The following is a 16,169-nucleotide window of genomic DNA, read 5'->3' on the forward strand; positions in this document are numbered from 1 at the left end:
AGAGCCCCACCGATCGAATCGGTGCGGCGTCGAACCGGAATCCGGGAACACCGATCAGTCGAACCTCGTTGAGCAGTTCATGAGCCGAAAAGTCGTTGCGCCGACGTACGGAGCGCCCGAAGTACTACAGGTCGTCGAATTCGAGGGCGCTGCGCCCACCTCGGGTGACGTCGCCGTCGAGGTGAGGGCGATCGGCGTGAATCCGTTCGACTACAAGCTCTACAGCGGGGCATTCGGCTCCGACGAGAGCGATCTGCCCATCAGCATCGGCGGTGAAGCGGCCGGAACAGTGACCGCAGTGGGGCCCGACGTGACCGGCATCGCTGTCGGCGACGAGGTGATCGTCAATCCCGGTAACGGTCTGTACGCAGACCGAGTGGTCGTGCCCGAGTCGTCTCTGACGCTCAAGCCTGCCTCCGTCAGTTGGGAAGAAGCCGCCGGTCTCCTCCTCGTCGGCGGGACTGCGGTGGATGCGCTCGATGCAATCGCGGTCGGATCGACCGACACCGTGCTGATTCACGGCGCGTCCGGCGGAGTCGGCGCCCTCGCCGTCCAACTCGCGGTCGCGCGTGGGGCTACTGTGATCGGTACCGCAGGCGCGGCCAATCAAGACTACGTCCGCTCGCTGGGCGCCACGGCGATCGTCTACGGCGACGGACTGCTCGACCGGGTCCGTGACAGCGCTCCGAACGGCGTCGATGCCGCTTTCGACACCGTCGGAACCGACGAGGCGGTGGATGTGTCGCTCGAGGCCGTTTCGGATCGGAAACGGATCGTGAGCATCGTTGCTTTCGGACGCGCCGCGTCGGACGGCTTCCTGACGGTAGGTGGCGGAAACCCCGACAGCGCCGATGTTCGAGCGAAGGCTCGACAGGAATTGGTCGAGCGGGCCGCAAGCGGCGCTTTGACCGTCAAGATCGCCAAAACATTTCCGCTCACCGATGCCGCGCAAGCTCACACCGAGCTGCAGGGTGCTCATCCGGCCGGAAAGTTCATCCTGATTCCGTGATTGGCGCAAGACACTCGCGAACAATCAGGCCGAGAGACCCGATTGTCCGCGAGTGTCGAGGTCCAGCGCAGCCGCCAGATGATCGCCCAGTTCGCGTTGCAGATTCTGATCCAGTGCCCGAGCGAGTGCCGAATGCACCGAGGACACTCCGAGAGCACGCATCTTGTTCAACATGTCGGCAGTGACCGCGACCTCGTCGCCTTCCGGAAGCCAGCCGGGCCCGTGTTGTCCACGGATGTGCGCGGTGACGGTACCGATCAGATCCTTCGCAATCGCGTCGACGGCGGTGTGGACGCGAACATGAATGTCCACGAGTTCGCGAGGGGTGAATCCGAATTCGGCGATCTCGACGATCCCGGCGAGTAGTTCGGTATCACGAATGATGCACTCCTCGCCCTCGACCTCCACCACGCCGACCTGCACCAGACGATCGAACTGTTCTCCGGCGTCGTCACCGAGGAACTCGCGAGCCACGGCCAACGGAATCCGCGCCGGCTCACTGGTGGTCCACGGCTGAGTGACGGCGTCCTCGAGACCGAGGACCTCGCCGAGGTCCTTACCGTTCTCCCACCCGATGATGAAATCAGCGATATGTGCTGTGGTGAATCCACGTTGGAGCAACGAGTCCACCAACTTCAGCCTGGCCAGATGCGCATCGGTGTAGATCCCGACCCGCCCCCGTTTCTCCGGGGGCGGGAGCAGTCCACGTTCCTGATAGGCACGCACGTTTCGCGAAGTAGTGCCCGCGACCCTGGCCAAGTCGTCGATCCGATACTCGGGCATCGCGATCACTCCTCATCCTCGTTCGATTCTGTCCGTCCAATCTAGTGGAAACGTCGTCGACTCCGATCGGCCACGGTCGATCAACGCACCGTCACGAATCGGGCACGCGTCAGATTGCGGTGACCACTTCGGATTCACCGGCCCGAACGACCGCGTTCGAGCCGGTGCGTTCGGTCAAGGTGTAATCGCTCAGTTTCAACGTCTTCAGCTGATTGGTGTACTGGGTGGCAAAACCCGGGAACATCGTTGCGTTGAAACCGCTCTCGGTCAGGTACCAACTCGAGCAACCCGAATTCCAGGTGGTCTTCGCCAGTCTCTTCTGGATGTCGACGTTGTACGCGTCCTCCACGTCCTTGCGCACGTCCAGTGCGATCAGATCTCGATCGACAACGGTCTTGATCGCCTCGACGAGATAATCGAGCTGCGCCTCCATGTACACCAGCGCCGAACTGTGGCCGGGGCCCGAGTTCGGTCCGAACGTGAAGTACATGTTCGGGTAGCCAGATACGGTGATGCTCTTGTAGGCCCGGGCTCCGGTCTTCCACTGTTGCGCGAGAACCCTGCCGTCGCGGCCCACGATCGGTACCGGGGTGCCGGTTTTCGACACGTCGAAGCCGGTGGCGAAAACGATGCAGTCGAATTGGTGCTCTACACCCTCGACGGTGCGAATCCCCTTGGGAGCTATACGCGCGATCGGCCAGGTGACCAACGTGCAGTTGTCCTTCTGCAACGCCGGATAGTATTCGCTCGTCATCAGAAGCCGTTTGCAACCGGCCCGGAACTGCGGCGTCAACTGTCGACGCAGCCAAGGGTCCTTGACCTGCAGTCGGAGGTGGATCTTGCCTACCGTCTCGACCACACTGGTTGCCGGACTTTCCCAGACCGCACCGAGCGCCACGGATTCGTGACCCCAGAACCAGGCCTGCCGTGCCAACGCCTGAACCTTCGGGTACCGGCGATAGATTTCCTTCGTGATCGACCTGGTCCGCAGATTGGTACGTGGCAGTGCCCAGCCGGGCGTGCGCTGGAAGACCTTCACGTGTTCTGCCTGCTTGACCAACTCCGGAACGATCTGGACGCCACTGGCACCGGTGCCGACTACCGCGACCCGCTTTCCCCGGAAATCGTAGTCGTGGTCCCATCGCGCACTGTGAATCTTGTGGCCCTCGTAAGTTTCGATGCCGTCGATAGCGGGCAGGGAGACGTTGGCCAGCGGTCCGGATGCCATCACCACCGCCCGCGCCGAAATCGAGTCCTTACCGTCGACGTCGATGTGCCACAGGCCGACCTCTTCGTCCCAACGAACTCCGTTCACGTTGTGCCCGAATCGAATCGACGAAGCCAGACCGAATTCTTCGACCATGGAGTCGATGTAGCCGAGGATCTCGGCGCTGGCCGAATACGTATGTGACCAGTCCGGGTTGGGCGCGAAACTGTACGAGTACAGTCGGGAAGGAATATCGCAGGCAGCGCCCGGATACGTGTTGTCTCGCCAGGTACCACCGACGCGTTCGCCACGTTCGATGATCGCGAAGTCCTCGATTCCGCTCTGCTTGAGCCTGATCGCAGAACCGATTCCGGCGAATCCGCCTCCGATGATCGCCACAGTCAGTGGCTCACGCACGCTCATGCCGTCGGCTCGTAGGTCAGTTCCTGGGACCAGGTGGGCTCGGAGTTCAGCTTCTCGCCGGAGTTGCGGGCAGTGCGCTTGACCATCCAGTCGGCGAAGCGGTGATAGGGGTGATTGCGATTGATGACGATCTCACCGTGCCACTTCACCACCTGGTACATCGGCACTCGTAACGCTTCGGGAGCGCGCTCACCGACACTCTTGAACCGCCTCATCGCAGTGTAGAGGCGTTCTTCGTTGACACCCATCGCGACGATGTTGTCCCGCATCTTGTTGAGCAGCGGAATGTAGCGAAGAGTACCGATGATCAACGCCGGATTCATCCACGCACCGACCGACTCCACTATCAACTTGCGCGTGGAGGAGTGTCCGAGCATTTCGATGACTGCGAAATCGACTGCCAGATGTCGTGATTCGTCGGCATTGATCTTCTTGAACACCGCCTGACACACCGGATCGTCGATCTCGTCCATGATGAACTTGACGAGAGCTCCGTCGAGGGCCACTTCGAGCATCGGAATGACGGTGCCGAGGATCGACAGCGACAACCCGTCCGAGTACTTGTCCAGCCAATCGATGACGAGCTTGACGTTGATGTTGGGCTCCGGCATCGCATCACCGTCGAGCATTCCCCAACGCCGCATCAACGCCAGCTCCGCATTGGCGTGCTTTTGCTCCTCGGCATGGAAGTATTCGTAGATCGTCCTGAGCGTCGGCGTGGGCGCCTTGCGGGCCATTGCCGCGAATCCTCGGGCACCGACGTTCTCGATCCACATCAGATCCGACATGAACGGCTTGAGCTTGGCGTGCAGCTCGGGGCTGATCGTCTCGGCCCCCGGCCCGTCCCAGTCGATGTCGACCAACGCCCACTGGCGGTCCTTGATCTTCTGAAGCATGTCATCGAAATCCATAGCCATGTCAAACTCCTGTCGCGCTGGAGGAAGGAACTGTCAGAGCGTCCGAGGCGGGAGAATCCGCTTCAGCCGGCATCAATCGATTGAGAACGCCTGCACCCCAGGCGTAGAGCGAAGGATTCGCACGTTTGAGTAACCACACCACTTTCGCGTCGATCTGCGGCACCACGTACAGGCGGCCCTTGTCGTAGGCGTCGAGAGTGGTCGCAGCTACCCGATCCGCTGAGAAACCGGTGTATCGCATCAAGGTGTCTGCCAGGCGGTTCGCCTTCTGCGTGATCCGGCCGTCGACGGCGACATTGGTCTTGACAAAGGTAGGACACAACACCGTCACCCGAACCCCGGTGCCCGCGAACTCGGCGGACATGGTCTCCGACAACGACATCACCCCGGCCTTGCCCACGTTGTACGCACCCATCATCGGCGCCGCCGCGAATCCTGCCGCCGACGCGACATTGATGAATCCGCCCGCCCCGGCGGTTCTCAGTTGTGGCGCGAATATTTCACTACCGTGAATGACGCCCCACAGGTTGATCCCGAGAGCCCAGTTCCAATTCTCGAAACCGATTTCTCCGACCGGGAGTCCGCCGATACCGACTCCGGCGTTGTTGATCACCAGCGTGGCGGGGCCGTTGAATTCCAATTCTGCGAACAACGCCAGATCTTCGACCTGCTCCCGGATCGAGACGTCACAGGCAACCGCGTGAGCGGTACCGCCCAGTTCGTCGATCAATCGCACCGTCTCCCGAGCCCGGTCGAGTGAAATGTCCGCACACACCACCTCCCCACCCCGTCGTGCGAGTTCGAGAGCGAAAGCGCGCCCGATACCGCTCCCGGCCCCCGTGACCACCGCTCGCGCCTCGTGTGACGCCTTCTGCTTGTCGGATCCGAAAAACATGATCAACCCACCCTGTCTGCTGTATCGGTTCTTGCTGTATCTGCAACTGCCGTATCGGTTGCCTGCGCCAGCACGTCCGCTACGAATTGCGCGGCGCGGCGCAGGGCAGGGCCCGCCTCCGGGATCAAACGCGGTAACGCCTGGAACACGTGCATCTGACCGGGCCAGATCTGCAGGTCACACGTGCCGCCTGCGGCGCGAAGCAGCTCCGCGAGGTGGCGCGCGTCGGCACTGAGCATCTCCGCTCCCCCGGCCTGAACCAGAAAAGGAGGTAGTGCGTGTCCGGCCGGCGCGGTCAATCGCAATCGCGGCGAGTCCTCCGGGTGCTCGTGCGTGTAGAGATCGACCAGCCGGCGGGCAGCTTCGGCGGAAATCATCGGATCACGCCGATGCTTCTCCTGCTCGGCCGCCAAACCGAACGTCAGGTCGATCAACGGGGAGAACAGGACTACTGCTGCCGGCTGCGCGATACCGGCCGACATGTTCTCGATCACCAGGTCCAAGGCGAGATGCCCACCCGCGGAGTCCCCGGCAACCACGACGTTCTCCGCCGCGTACCCCTGCTCACGAATCCATCGGTAGCCGGACTCGACGTCGTCGGCCGCGGCCGGAAACAGATGCTCGGGAGCAAGCCGGTAGTCGAGAACGAATACCGGCAGTCCGGTGTCGCGGGAAAGATTCGACGCGAGAGCCCGATGGGTTCGAGCGGAACAGACGACGTAGGCGCTGCCGTGCAGGTAGTAGATCGCCGACCGGCTGTTGTCACGGGAGACGCCGGGGGCGCAGACCCACTCACCTACCACCGCGCCGTCCGCGACCGGTATCACCCGGGTGCCTCGCACCACAGACCCGTACAACCCCATCGACATGGCCACCAGTCGCCGACTGAACCACACACCGGACGAGGTGAGTGGAATCGCCGCGAGCAGTGGACGGACGGCCGAACCGGTCACCGCCGCTGCCACTGCGGCGCGGCGTGACGGTCGGGCAGGGATCTGATCGGCATACGAGCCTGGTGATCGGTGATTCGACATGGCTACAGCGTCACCCCAAACCGTGCCAGTTGTCAATGGCCTAGATTTTAGTGGCGAGATGAGCAAGGATCGACACCACAGCAGAAGGGCGGACGTACGCGAATGAACACCACACAGCTCGACTCCACCACCAACAGCCGTTCGACCACGCCGACAACACACAAACTCCTGGTGCGCGAGGTCCGGAGAGAAACAGCGGACGCGGTGACCCTGGTCTTCGAAACACCGGAGGCCGGCCTGCCGTACTCGTCCGGCCAGTTCCTGACCCTGAAGATTCCCTGCGGCGACTCCGGACACGTATCGCGCTGCTACTCGTTCTCGAGCTCCCCGAACGTCGACCCGTACCCGGCAGTGACGGTAAAACGCACGGCGTCGGGTCTCGCCTCGAATTGGTTGTGCGACAACGCCGGGCCGGGAACCGTCCTGGAGGCGCTCCCGGCCGGGGGAACGTTCGTACCGCGATCGTGGAGTAACGATCTTCTGCTGTTCGCAGCCGGAAGCGGAATCACACCGATCCTGTCCATCGCGAAAACCGCTCTCGCAGAGCACGATAACGCGGTCAACCTCGTCTACGCGAATCGCGATCGGCAATCCACGATATTCGCCGACCAACTCGCCGGTCTCCAATCCGAATACTCGAATCGGCTCACCGTCCACCACTGGCTGGAATCCGAATCGGGCTTGCCCACGTCCGAGGGGTTACATGCACTCCCCTGGCCGCACGCGGATGTCGACGCCTATCTCTGCGGGCCGACTCCGTTCATGCAACTGAGCGAAGAAGTGCTCGATCGGCGCGGCGTGCCCCGTGATCGCGTCCATCGCGAGGTGTTCCGATCCCTGACCGGCGACCCCTTCGACTTCATGCCCACCGCGACCGAACCTGCGGCGTCGCCGGGCGAGTCCGCAACCGCCACCGTCGAACTGGACGGCGAGACCACCATCGTGTCCTGGCCCCGCGAGAAACTGCTACTGGACACCCTTCTCGACAACGGTCTCGACGCCCCGTACGTGTGCCGCGAAGGTTCGTGCGGAGGCTGCGGATTCCGACTACTCGACGGCGAGGTACGAATGCTCGTCAACGAAACTCTCGACGACTACGAACTCGGCCGCGGTGTCCGCCTCGCATGCCAGTCGCTTCCTGTCAGCGACTCGGTGTCCGTCGAATTCGAGTAGGCGTCCGGAGACCTCAGCCGACGCGCTCGTACAGCGTCACCACGCACGCCCCACCCAGGCCGAGGTTGTGTTGCAGTGCCACACGGGCGCCGTCCACTTGCCGGGGACCAGCCGAACCGCGCAGTTGCCAGACCAATTCGGCACACTGCGCAAGTCCGGTTGCACCGAGCGGGTGGCCTTTGGACAGGAGCCCACCCGAGGGGTTCGTGACGACCTGGCCGCCGTAGGTGTTCTGGCCGTCCAGGATGAACCGTTCGGCGGTTCCTTCCTCGGTGAAGCCGAGGCCCTCGTAGGTGATCAACTCGTTGGCGGTGAAGCAGTCGTGAAGTTCGCTGACCGTGACGTCTCGCGGAGAAATTCCGGCCTGCTCGTAGACGTTCGCGGCAGCCGCGGCGGTGAGGTCGTATCCGACCACCCGGCGCAAGTCGGACGGGTCGAACGAGCTCTCGACGTCGGTCGTCATCGACTGAGCGGCGATCCGCACTCGGGTGTCGAGACCGTGCCTGCGTGCGAAACCCTCACTGCAGATCACCGCCGCCGCGGCGCCACACGTGGGCGGGCAGCACTGCAGTCGTGTCAACTCCCCGTAGATCTTCGGCGATGCCATGACCTCCTCGACGGTGACCGGGTTGCGAAAGACCGCGTACGGATTACCGGCCGCGTGCTTGCGCGCCTTGACGGCGATCTGCGCGAACGTCTCCGGTGCCGTACCGAAACGCTCCATGTGTTCGAGACCGGCGTTACCGAAATACCTCGGCGCCACCGGAGAATCAGGCTCAGCGCCGCGTCGCCGATCCACGGTCTCGTCGAATCGCGCGAGCGGCGACGGGCGGTCCGTGAAGGCCACACCGAGTGCGCCTGGACTCATCTGCTCGAAACCCAGAGCCAACACGCAGTCGGCGGCGCCACTGGCCACCGCTTGACGGGCCAGGAACAGAGCGGTGGAACCGGTGGAACAGTTGTTGTTGACGTTGATCACCGGAATGCCCGTCAAACCGAGCCCGTACACACTCGCCTGCCCCGACGTGGAGTCACCGTAGACGTACCCGACATAAGCCTGTTGCACCGCCGCGTAGTCGATTCCGGCGTCGTCGAGCGCCTTCCGTGCGGCCGTCGACGCCATCACGTCGTACGGCTGTCTCGCGCTGGGTTTGGTGAACGGCACCATGCCGACACCGACTACCTGGACATGGCTGGACATGGTTGTTCTCCTCGAGGTCTCACACGTACACGTGTGTCAGGACGTGGTTTTCGCCGGCGAGAGCACGGCGCTCCCGTACCAGCGGCAGATTTCCAGCGCAGACGTCAGCGCGTAGGAATCGATATTCTCGATCGGGTGGCCGAAATCATCGATGATCTGCTGAATTCGATAACGAATAGTATTGCGGTGCAATATCATCGACTCGGCTGCGGCCGCCGGACTCCGGTGGTGCGCCAGATAGTTTCGCAGAGTCTCGCGCAACTCGGCATTGCGGACGGTATCGACCGACAACGGTCCGAGCACGCGGCCGACGAACTGGCCGAGCGCGTCGGGATCGTCGTCGAGCATGGCTACCGGCGCGATGTCGGTGAAAGCGATGAACTGCGGGGCCGGCGGTACGGCCGAGTGCGCCAACGCTTTCAACCGGATCACCTGACGGTGGGCGCGGCGAAAGCCGTCGAGGCCGGCGCCGGGTAGTCCGATCACGACGCTTACTGCCGTCGATTCCGCCAGCACCACCGATCGGAAACGTTCGACCAACGCCGGAAACGGGTCCGACGTCGACACCCAGGTGCAGACGGATCGTTCACCGGTGGGCATCGTCAGGCTGGGTCGATGCCCGAGCACCGTCGAGGTGATGCGGTGCGCCGATTCCGCGATGTCCACCGGATGCGTGTCCGCGCCTCGATACCACGTTTCGACGGCGAGGTGCATGCCGTCCATCGGATAACCGAGCGCTGAACTCGCCTCCTGCGCTTCGATTTCCGTACCGTCGAGCAGTTGCGCGATCCGCCGCTGCGTCAATCCGTTTCGACTCGAGATGCTGCGCTCACGCTCGTGCTCGTAGGTCAGTGTCACCTCTTCGCAGATGTGGTCGATGAATGCGGCGATCTTCGCGACCATCGTCCGCAGCGCGGTCAAGTCGTCCATCGCCGTCATCGCGTTCGCGGTGTCGAGGCACAGCGCCGTGAACTTCGCCTGCCCGATCCGATATGCCCGCAGCAACGACGCCAGCGAAATCTCGTCGCGCGCCAAATCGCGGGCGTAGTCCACGGCGCCCACCGGAGGCGGAGCCGTCGACGGGTCGAGTCCGTTCGAGAGCGCGTCGATCAGGACGATCGTGTTCTCCGCGATACTCGCATGCAACGAGTCCAATGCATCGGACTGCGCGGCCAGCTCCGGGATGCCGGCTACCGTCGCCTCGAAGAGTGCCTCGATGAACTCGTCGCGTTGCGGCAATACGCGCTCGGCGATCCGACGTGCGGTCAGGTCGTCCTCGTCGGACCAGTCCACGAACAGGGAATTCATCGACTGCCCGCGACGTGGTCGAGCGCCGACAGCGCTGCGTTGTGCCCACACATTCCGTGTACGCCCGCTCCCGGCGGGGTGGACGCCGAGCAGATGTACACCCCCGGAATTCCGGTGCCGTACTGGTCACGTCCGGCGCGCGGTCGCAGCACCACTTGCAGCGGATCGTTCGCACCGCCGATGATGTCACCGCCGACGAGATTCGGATTGCCACGTTCGAGGTCCAGTCCGGACGTGGCATGCATCCCCACGATCCGATCGCGGGTACCCGGGGCGAATCTTTCGATCTGCGCCAGGATCGCCGCACTCGCGTCACCCGAGTAACCGTGCGGAACGTGAGCGTAGGCGTAGACCGGGTGCACCTCGCCCACGGATCGAGACGGATCAGCCAGGTATTGTTGCGCGAGAAGGACAAACGGCGCAGCGGGCATTGTGCCACGAGCAATCGCCTTCTCCGTGGCTGCCACCTCCGCTGCGCTGCCACCCAGGTGCACCGTGCCAGCCTGACGCACGTGGCCGTTGGTCCACGGGATTCCGCCCTCGATCGCGAGATCGAGCTTGAACGCCGACGGCGCCCTGCGGAACCGTCGGTACGATCGCGCCACGCGCTTGGGCAGTCGGTCACCGGCGAGCGCTGCCACCGCCGCAGGCTCGAGGTCGAGCATGACCAGATCCGACGACAATTCCGACAGCGAGCGCACCCGTCGGCCCGTCTCGATCCTTCCCCCGTGTGCCAGCAGGATCGCGGCCAGCGCGTCGGTGATCCTGGCCGATCCGCCGACTGCTACCGGCCAGCCGTATCGATGGGAAATCGCGGCGAACATGAGCGCATACGAGGAGGTCAGGGGCCGACTGAGCGGGTACCAGCCGTGCGCGGCGTTGCCGGCGAAGAGTGCGCGCGCCTCATCCGTTCGCCAGATCCTGCCCAGTGTGCTTGCCGGAATTGCCGCCATGGCACCGAAGCGGGCGAGTTCGATCGGATGGCGTGGTACGTGCAGCAGGGGCCGAAGAACCTCGCCGGCCAGATCGTCGAATGCCGCGGACAACGGCCCGAACAGCCGGCGCCACCGGTCACCGTCCACGCCCAACAGCGCTGCGGTGTCGTCGAGCGAATGCTTCATCACACCCGCTCCACCACCGTCGAGCGGATGGGCGAGGTCTACCTCCGGCCACGCCCATCGCAACCCCTGCCCGGCCAGATCGAGCGAACGGAAGAACGGCGACGCCAATGCGATGGGATGCACCGCCGCTCCGTCGTCGTGGATCAGGCCGGGCAGGATGCGCTCACTGGTCTTCGTGCCGCCGCCGATGACGTCGGCGGCTTCGAGCACAGTGACGTCGATTCCCTCTCGGGCGAGTGTCACCGCCGCCGCGAGCCCGTTCGGGCCCGCGCCGACGACAATTGCGGTGGTCATGAACTTCGCGACTCCAACTGTTGTGCAACCTCGTAGCGGCTGCGTTCGTTACGCCGGAGCGGTACGGGGTACACCGGCAATGGACCGTTCTCGAGCCACGGCTGGTTTGCCACCAGATCGGCTACCTCGACGTAGCCGCGTTCGATCTCGCCGAGAGCCAGATCGATCACTCGATACTGTTGGCGTGCAATATGAACCGGCTGCGATTCGATATACACGACGATCACCTCACCCGGCGCGAAGTTGCACCGCTGTTGAACAGCTGCCATGAAATTCTCGTTGTGCGTATGCGCATCACCGAATTGCCACCCGAGCAGCGTTCCGGCGACGAACTCACCTTCACGGACGTCGTAGTTCTCGTACGAATCGACGTGCCTGCCGATCAGTGTACTCAGAGCGCGACCCTGCGAGTGCATGGATCGCCAGGCAACGGCCTTCTGCAACAGCATTTCCGCGGCCTCGGGTCCGTAGAGGTCCGTGAGCTGGTTGATCTGATTGGGTGCGGCCTTGACGATGTGTGTGTTCAACCGGGCCTCGGCGCCCGGATCGCCGTCGCCGTCACCACGGCGGAACGCCCACTGCGTGGTTGCCCAGTTACCGGCGTAGTACCGCATCGACGGCAGGAACGAAATCTTGTCCGGGAAGAGGTTTCCCAGGACCGGGAACAGGAACAGCGCACCGATCAGCGCGGCCAGCAGCCACGGCGAGATCGCCGTGACACCGTATTCGGGCGCCATGTTCAGGCCGAACAGCCAGACTGCACTGAAGCAGTAGAAGATGTTCCATTCCAAGGGAACTGCCAACGGGAACGTGGAGGTGATGAACACGTGGAAAATCACGATCACGATCAGCGCGAGTACCGTGAGCGTCCGGTTTGTGGAGAACAGCAGGATCGCGGGAATCACGAACTCGATGACCGTTCCCTGGTGTGCGACGAACGCTCCGAGCTTCGACGGCCGAAGATCGGTGGGATAGTTGCGATACAGCTTGCGTTTGAGACCGGGAATCCGGAACCAGGGCGCGTTGCTCAGCATCGGCGGAACCACGTACGAGAAGTGCTTACCCAACTTGGAGAACGCGGCCCACCACCAGACGGCACACATGATCAACTTCATCGCCACGATCATGTCGACGTACGGCAGGACTGCGAAGAAAACGGCGGCAACCCAGTACTGCTCACCGCGCGCTACCAGGAACAGCACCTTGTCACGCAGGCCGGCAACGACCATCAGACCGATCAGGACGGCCAGGATCTTAGGATTCAGCAAACCGACGCTGTCGGCCGGCTGCCCGGACTTCTCGACGCCGTCCGACAGGAGCAGCGTCAGCAGTGTCGCGAGAATTGCCACGTAGAGCACGACGTCGAAAATCGTACGGGTGGACCCTCGGGTGAAGGGCACCTTACCCGGCCATGGTGGGGACCTCAGGGTCTTCGGACGCACCCAGTGCAGCACACCACCGATCGGCGGGGCGAACCGGAACGCGAGCGGCCCGGACGACGCACCGAGCCCGAGGATCTCGAACAACATCGTCCACAGCAGGACCTTCTGGTAGAAGATCGGCTGGCTCCAGAACGAGGCGACGTCCCAGAAACCGCCGAAACCGCTGGTGAAACTCGCGAGAACGATTCCGAGGAATATGTAGAACACGAGTTTGAACACATAGAGCAGGTGCACGCTCCACGGCGTGCCGAAACCGTACTCGGCCCAGTGCTGCGACAAGATTCGCATGCGCTCGAGGTGAGGGCGCTTACCGTACGTCGCCAGATCTACGTCGGGTAGATCTGCATCTTTGAATCCCATGGTGATCCTCGATCAGGATAGGGGCCACCACACCGCCGACCCGTGGTCGGCAGCTGTAGGTGACTGTCGTTATGTGAGAAGGGTTATGGAGCGGGTGTGCGCAGTTCGGCCCGCAATGCAGGTTTGTCCAGCTTGCCCACTGCGTTTTTCGGCAGAGATTCCCGGGTGACGATCTCCACCGGAAGTTTGAACTTGGACAATGTCTTTCGGCAGACGTCGAAGAGATCCTCACCCGTCAACGGCGAACCCGCACGCAAGGTCACGTACGCGACGGGCACTTCGCCGTACACCGGGTCGGCCGCTCCCACGACTGCCGCCTCGAGAACGTCCTCGTGGTGGTAGAGCGCGGTTTCGATCTCCTTCGGGTACAGATTCTCGCCGCCACGGATGATCATGTCCTTGATGCGGTCGACGAGAACGAGGTAGCCGTCCGCGTCGAGGTAGCCGACGTCACCGGTCCGAAGACGTCCGTCCACCAGCACTTTTGCCGTCTCGTCGGGTTTGCCGAGGTAGCCGGCCATGACGTTGGGTCCGCTGATCGCGACCTCGCCTGTCTCCCCCTCGGCAACGGGAGTGCCGTCGGACCCGAGGATCTCGACGCGCTGCCCGGGAAGCGGGAGCCCGACTGTGCCGGGCTTTCGCACGCCGTGCAGCGGATTGATGACGGAAGCGCAAGTCCCCTCGGACAATCCGTAACCCTCGACGAGCGGGAACCCGTAACGCGATTCGATCCGCTCGATCAGTTCGGCAGCCATCGGTGCCGCACCGCCGATCGCGAACCGGAGTGACGAGACGTCCGGCTCCGTGCCGGACGGAAGTGCGTCGAGCATCGCGTACACGGTGGGGACCGCCGAGAAATAGGTGGGCCGGAACTGCTCGACCAGCGGGAAGAAGGTGTCCACCGAGAACTTCGGAGCAATGAACGTGCTCGCCCCGGCCAGAAACGGCGTGAGGGTGCTCAAGACGATGGCGTTGGCGTGAAAGAGCGGAAGCACCAGCAGGCACCGGTCGGCCGCAGTGATCTCGAAAGCCTCGGTCAGGCTCGCACACATGGCCGTCAGATTGGCGTGGGTGAGCATCACGCCCTTGGGTGAACCCGTGGTGCCACTGGTGTAGATCACCAGCGCCAGATCGTCTCCCCCGACCTTGTGAGGTTGCGGGCGCACGTCGGCGTCGGACGCCGCCACGATATCGGAAATATCCAGGTAGCGGCCGTCGAAGGGCAGTTCGGCCCGGCCGTCACCGATCAGGACGGCCGCTCGGGCGTCGCGTACCTGATGCTCGGTCTCGTAGTCCGTCAGGTTCGGGTTGACCGGCGTGACCGCCGCCCCCACCCGCCAGGCGGCAAAAATCGCGATGACCAATTCGACCCGGTTGCGAAGTTGGACGGCCACTACCGAGCCCGGTCCAGCTCCGAGGTCGAGAATTTGTGCAGCAAGGGTGTTCACACGCTGTGCGACATCACCGTTCGACAGAGTCAGATGCTGATCGGCAAGGCACAGGCCGTCCCGATCTGCGCGTACTCGATCATCCAGTACAGCAGCCCAATTCATTGCGAAGATCCTCGTTTCCCAAGTCGTGTGCCGACTTACGAGGACCAACGATAGATATCCGATGTGATCTGGACCATATGCCGCGAGGTCAGAGTTGACATCGGAGTTTGTACTTCACGCACAAATCATCGATCGGCGGAGTCTCACGAGCAACCCCGCGGGCCTCTGGTGTCACTTCGCGAGCGCGCGCATTCCGTCCGCCGATCGTTCGGGAACCACCGTCTCGCCCCGCCGGAGGTAGACGAGCACCCGGCCGAGCACCGACTCTGCGATAACTCCGCCACCGATCGACCGATCGCCGGCCTGCGCGGATTTCACCGCCCACATCAGGCCTCGTCGGGGCCGATCTCACCGCGCTGCCGCTTCGCGGTCCGTCGCTGCTGCTCGGCTCGCTCTCGACACATCTGCAGAAACGCCTCGTCCTCGGCAGCGCTCTGAGCGACCGCGCGGCCGGGCCGTTCGTACTCGCCGTAGCCGGTAGGTGCTACGGGCGGCCGTGACAGATTTGCCCCCCTGCCGATGACGAGCCACAGGATGGATCCCACCGTCGGCAGGATGATGATGATCATGATCCACAACACCTTCGGAAGATGCTGAATGTAGGCGTCGTCACGGGTGATCGCATCCACGATGCAGAAGATCCACAACACCATGGTGATCAATCCGAACAGGGCGTACGGCATTGCGCGAAACCTCCCGATCGACGTCATCTCGCCCGGCCGACGAGAACAGACCGACTAGTACATTAGGTTCCGTCTGATGTTGAACTCCACCCAGGTCCGGTAATCGTCCACGTCCCACCCACCGAACCGTCGCATCTGCTGATGCAGTTGGGGCGAGACGAACGCCGCCAGGATCGTCGCCGCCTTGTCGAGGGAGATGTCGGATCGAAGTAGACCGTGCTCCGCGAGCCCTTCGGCGATGGACGCCGCATTCTCGGCCGACTGTTCTGCCGTCTCCTGCGCCAGGCGCCGCATGTCAGGATCTGCACCGGAGGATTCGACGGCGACCATCATCAATGCGCCCGCCCGCTCGAGCAGCCCGATTCCCTGCGTCACGATCTGAGCGACGATCCGCCGGACCTCGTCCGGGTCGGCGCCGTTGTCGGTCGGTTCCGGAATCGGAGGCGAATCCTGCTCGAGCGCGGCGGCGAGGACTGCCTCGAAAACCTCACGCTTGCCACCGGGATACGCCGTGAACACGGTGCGGGTGGCAACGCCGGCTTCTTCCGCTATCTCTTTCGCAGTGGTACTGACGTACCCGTTACGCAGGAACAACACGGCCGCACCGTCACGAATCAGGTCGTGGGTACGTCGCGCCGCATCCTCGCGCACCCGTGAACGATATGCGCGCTTGTCGTCCATGTCGTGCACTCTAGCCGCATTCGATGCAGCCCCGGTGCACTCCGGTATTGCCCCCCCCGCATCGAGTGGTCGCGTGCGCTCACCG

Annotated in this window: 15 protein-coding genes; 2 read left to right on the plus strand and 13 right to left on the minus strand. The window is 63.3% G+C overall.

The window, feature by feature from the left end:
• The first annotated feature begins 79 nt into the window (after positions 1-79).
• Entirely contained in the window at positions 80-1,009 is a 930-nt protein-coding gene (locus ABH922_RS12040; RefSeq protein ID WP_424807141.1) for an NADP-dependent oxidoreductase, read from the plus strand.
• A gap of 24 nt (positions 1,010-1,033) precedes the next feature.
• Here the strand turns inward: ABH922_RS12040 and ABH922_RS12045 are convergent, their stop codons facing one another.
• The 5 genes from ABH922_RS12045 to ABH922_RS12065 form a co-directional block, all read right to left on the minus strand.
• A complete protein-coding gene (locus ABH922_RS12045; protein ID WP_424807142.1) occupies positions 1,034-1,792 on the minus strand; it encodes a MerR family transcriptional regulator in 759 nt (252 codons plus the stop codon).
• 109 nt (positions 1,793-1,901) lie between these two features.
• On the minus strand, positions 1,902-3,422 hold the full coding sequence (locus ABH922_RS12050; protein WP_424807143.1) for a flavin-containing monooxygenase: 1,521 nt from the start codon (positions 3,420-3,422) through the stop codon (positions 1,902-1,904).
• Positions 3,419-4,339: a ferritin-like domain-containing protein gene (locus tag ABH922_RS12055; RefSeq protein ID WP_424807144.1), complete on the minus strand. Its 921-nt coding sequence runs from the start codon at positions 4,337-4,339 to the stop codon at positions 3,419-3,421. Before ABH922_RS12055 ends, ABH922_RS12050 begins: the two co-directional genes overlap by 4 nt.
• 1 nt (position 4,340) lies before the next feature.
• On the minus strand, positions 4,341-5,234 hold the full coding sequence (locus tag ABH922_RS12060) for an SDR family NAD(P)-dependent oxidoreductase (RefSeq protein ID WP_424807145.1): 894 nt from the start codon (positions 5,232-5,234) through the stop codon (positions 4,341-4,343).
• A 2-nt stretch (positions 5,235-5,236) separates the two neighbouring features.
• Positions 5,237-6,268 (minus strand): alpha/beta hydrolase, encoded by a 1,032-nt coding sequence (locus ABH922_RS12065; protein ID WP_424807146.1) that lies wholly within the window; start codon positions 6,266-6,268, stop codon positions 5,237-5,239.
• A 102-nt stretch (positions 6,269-6,370) separates the two neighbouring features.
• On the opposite strand from ABH922_RS12065, the gene ABH922_RS12070 reads away from it, so the two are divergent.
• Positions 6,371-7,441, plus strand: coding sequence for a 2Fe-2S iron-sulfur cluster-binding protein (locus ABH922_RS12070; RefSeq protein WP_424807147.1), 1,071 nt, complete (start codon positions 6,371-6,373; stop codon positions 7,439-7,441).
• A gap of 13 nt (positions 7,442-7,454) precedes the next feature.
• Here the strand turns inward: ABH922_RS12070 and ABH922_RS12075 are convergent, their stop codons facing one another.
• From ABH922_RS12075 to ABH922_RS12110, 8 genes are all read right to left on the minus strand, one after another.
• A complete protein-coding gene (locus ABH922_RS12075; RefSeq protein ID WP_424807148.1) occupies positions 7,455-8,642 on the minus strand; it encodes a lipid-transfer protein in 1,188 nt (395 codons plus the stop codon).
• Between the two features lie 36 nt (positions 8,643-8,678).
• Positions 8,679-9,950, minus strand: coding sequence for a PucR family transcriptional regulator (locus ABH922_RS12080; RefSeq protein ID WP_424807149.1), 1,272 nt, complete (start codon positions 9,948-9,950; stop codon positions 8,679-8,681).
• Positions 9,947-11,365, minus strand: a complete 1,419-nt coding sequence (locus tag ABH922_RS12085; RefSeq protein WP_424807150.1) for a phytoene desaturase family protein — start codon at positions 11,363-11,365, stop codon at positions 9,947-9,949. Before ABH922_RS12085 ends, ABH922_RS12080 begins: the two co-directional genes overlap by 4 nt.
• Complete coding sequence (locus ABH922_RS12090) at positions 11,362-13,167, minus strand: DUF3556 domain-containing protein (RefSeq protein WP_424807151.1); 1,806 nt, start codon at positions 13,165-13,167, stop codon at positions 11,362-11,364. Before ABH922_RS12090 ends, ABH922_RS12085 begins: the two co-directional genes overlap by 4 nt.
• Before the next feature lie 83 nt (positions 13,168-13,250).
• Positions 13,251-14,720 (minus strand): class I adenylate-forming enzyme family protein, encoded by a 1,470-nt coding sequence (locus tag ABH922_RS12095; protein WP_424807152.1) that lies wholly within the window; start codon positions 14,718-14,720, stop codon positions 13,251-13,253.
• 171 nt (positions 14,721-14,891) lie between these two features.
• Complete coding sequence (locus tag ABH922_RS12100) at positions 14,892-15,047, minus strand: hypothetical protein (protein ID WP_424807153.1); 156 nt, start codon at positions 15,045-15,047, stop codon at positions 14,892-14,894.
• Positions 15,047-15,403, minus strand: coding sequence for a PLD nuclease N-terminal domain-containing protein (locus tag ABH922_RS12105; protein WP_424807154.1), 357 nt, complete (start codon positions 15,401-15,403; stop codon positions 15,047-15,049). Before ABH922_RS12105 ends, ABH922_RS12100 begins: the two co-directional genes overlap by 1 nt.
• Before the next feature lie 54 nt (positions 15,404-15,457).
• On the minus strand, positions 15,458-16,084 hold the full coding sequence (locus ABH922_RS12110) for a TetR/AcrR family transcriptional regulator (protein ID WP_424807155.1): 627 nt from the start codon (positions 16,082-16,084) through the stop codon (positions 15,458-15,460).
• Positions 16,085-16,169: the final 85 nt, after the last annotated feature.

The organism is Rhodococcus sp. 27YEA15, from assembly GCF_049739425.1.
Classification (GTDB): Bacteria; Actinomycetota; Actinomycetes; order Mycobacteriales; family Mycobacteriaceae; genus Rhodococcus_F.

Bases quoted from the DNA above. Each gene is read 5' to 3' on its own strand.
- ABH922_RS12040 (WP_424807141.1), top strand. From the start codon at position 80: ATGAGCCGAAAAGTCGTTGCGCCGACGTACGGAGCGCCCGAAGTACTA.
- ABH922_RS12045 (WP_424807142.1), bottom strand. From the start codon at position 1,792: ATGCCCGAGTATCGGATCGACGACTTGGCCAGGGTCGCGGGCACTACT.
- ABH922_RS12050 (WP_424807143.1), bottom strand. From the start codon at position 3,422: ATGAGCGTGCGTGAGCCACTGACTGTGGCGATCATCGGAGGCGGATTC.
- ABH922_RS12055 (WP_424807144.1), bottom strand. From the start codon at position 4,339: ATGGCTATGGATTTCGATGACATGCTTCAGAAGATCAAGGACCGCCAG.
- ABH922_RS12060 (WP_424807145.1), bottom strand. From the start codon at position 5,234: ATGTTTTTCGGATCCGACAAGCAGAAGGCGTCACACGAGGCGCGAGCG.
- ABH922_RS12065 (WP_424807146.1), bottom strand. From the start codon at position 6,268: ATGTCGAATCACCGATCACCAGGCTCGTATGCCGATCAGATCCCTGCC.
- ABH922_RS12070 (WP_424807147.1), top strand. From the start codon at position 6,371: ATGAACACCACACAGCTCGACTCCACCACCAACAGCCGTTCGACCACG.
- ABH922_RS12075 (WP_424807148.1), bottom strand. From the start codon at position 8,642: ATGTCCAGCCATGTCCAGGTAGTCGGTGTCGGCATGGTGCCGTTCACC.
- ABH922_RS12080 (WP_424807149.1), bottom strand. From the start codon at position 9,950: ATGAATTCCCTGTTCGTGGACTGGTCCGACGAGGACGACCTGACCGCA.
- ABH922_RS12085 (WP_424807150.1), bottom strand. From the start codon at position 11,365: ATGACCACCGCAATTGTCGTCGGCGCGGGCCCGAACGGGCTCGCGGCG.
- ABH922_RS12090 (WP_424807151.1), bottom strand. From the start codon at position 13,167: ATGGGATTCAAAGATGCAGATCTACCCGACGTAGATCTGGCGACGTAC.
- ABH922_RS12095 (WP_424807152.1), bottom strand. From the start codon at position 14,720: ATGAATTGGGCTGCTGTACTGGATGATCGAGTACGCGCAGATCGGGAC.
- ABH922_RS12100 (WP_424807153.1), bottom strand. From the start codon at position 15,047: ATGTGGGCGGTGAAATCCGCGCAGGCCGGCGATCGGTCGATCGGTGGC.
- ABH922_RS12105 (WP_424807154.1), bottom strand. From the start codon at position 15,403: ATGCCGTACGCCCTGTTCGGATTGATCACCATGGTGTTGTGGATCTTC.
- ABH922_RS12110 (WP_424807155.1), bottom strand. From the start codon at position 16,084: ATGGACGACAAGCGCGCATATCGTTCACGGGTGCGCGAGGATGCGGCG.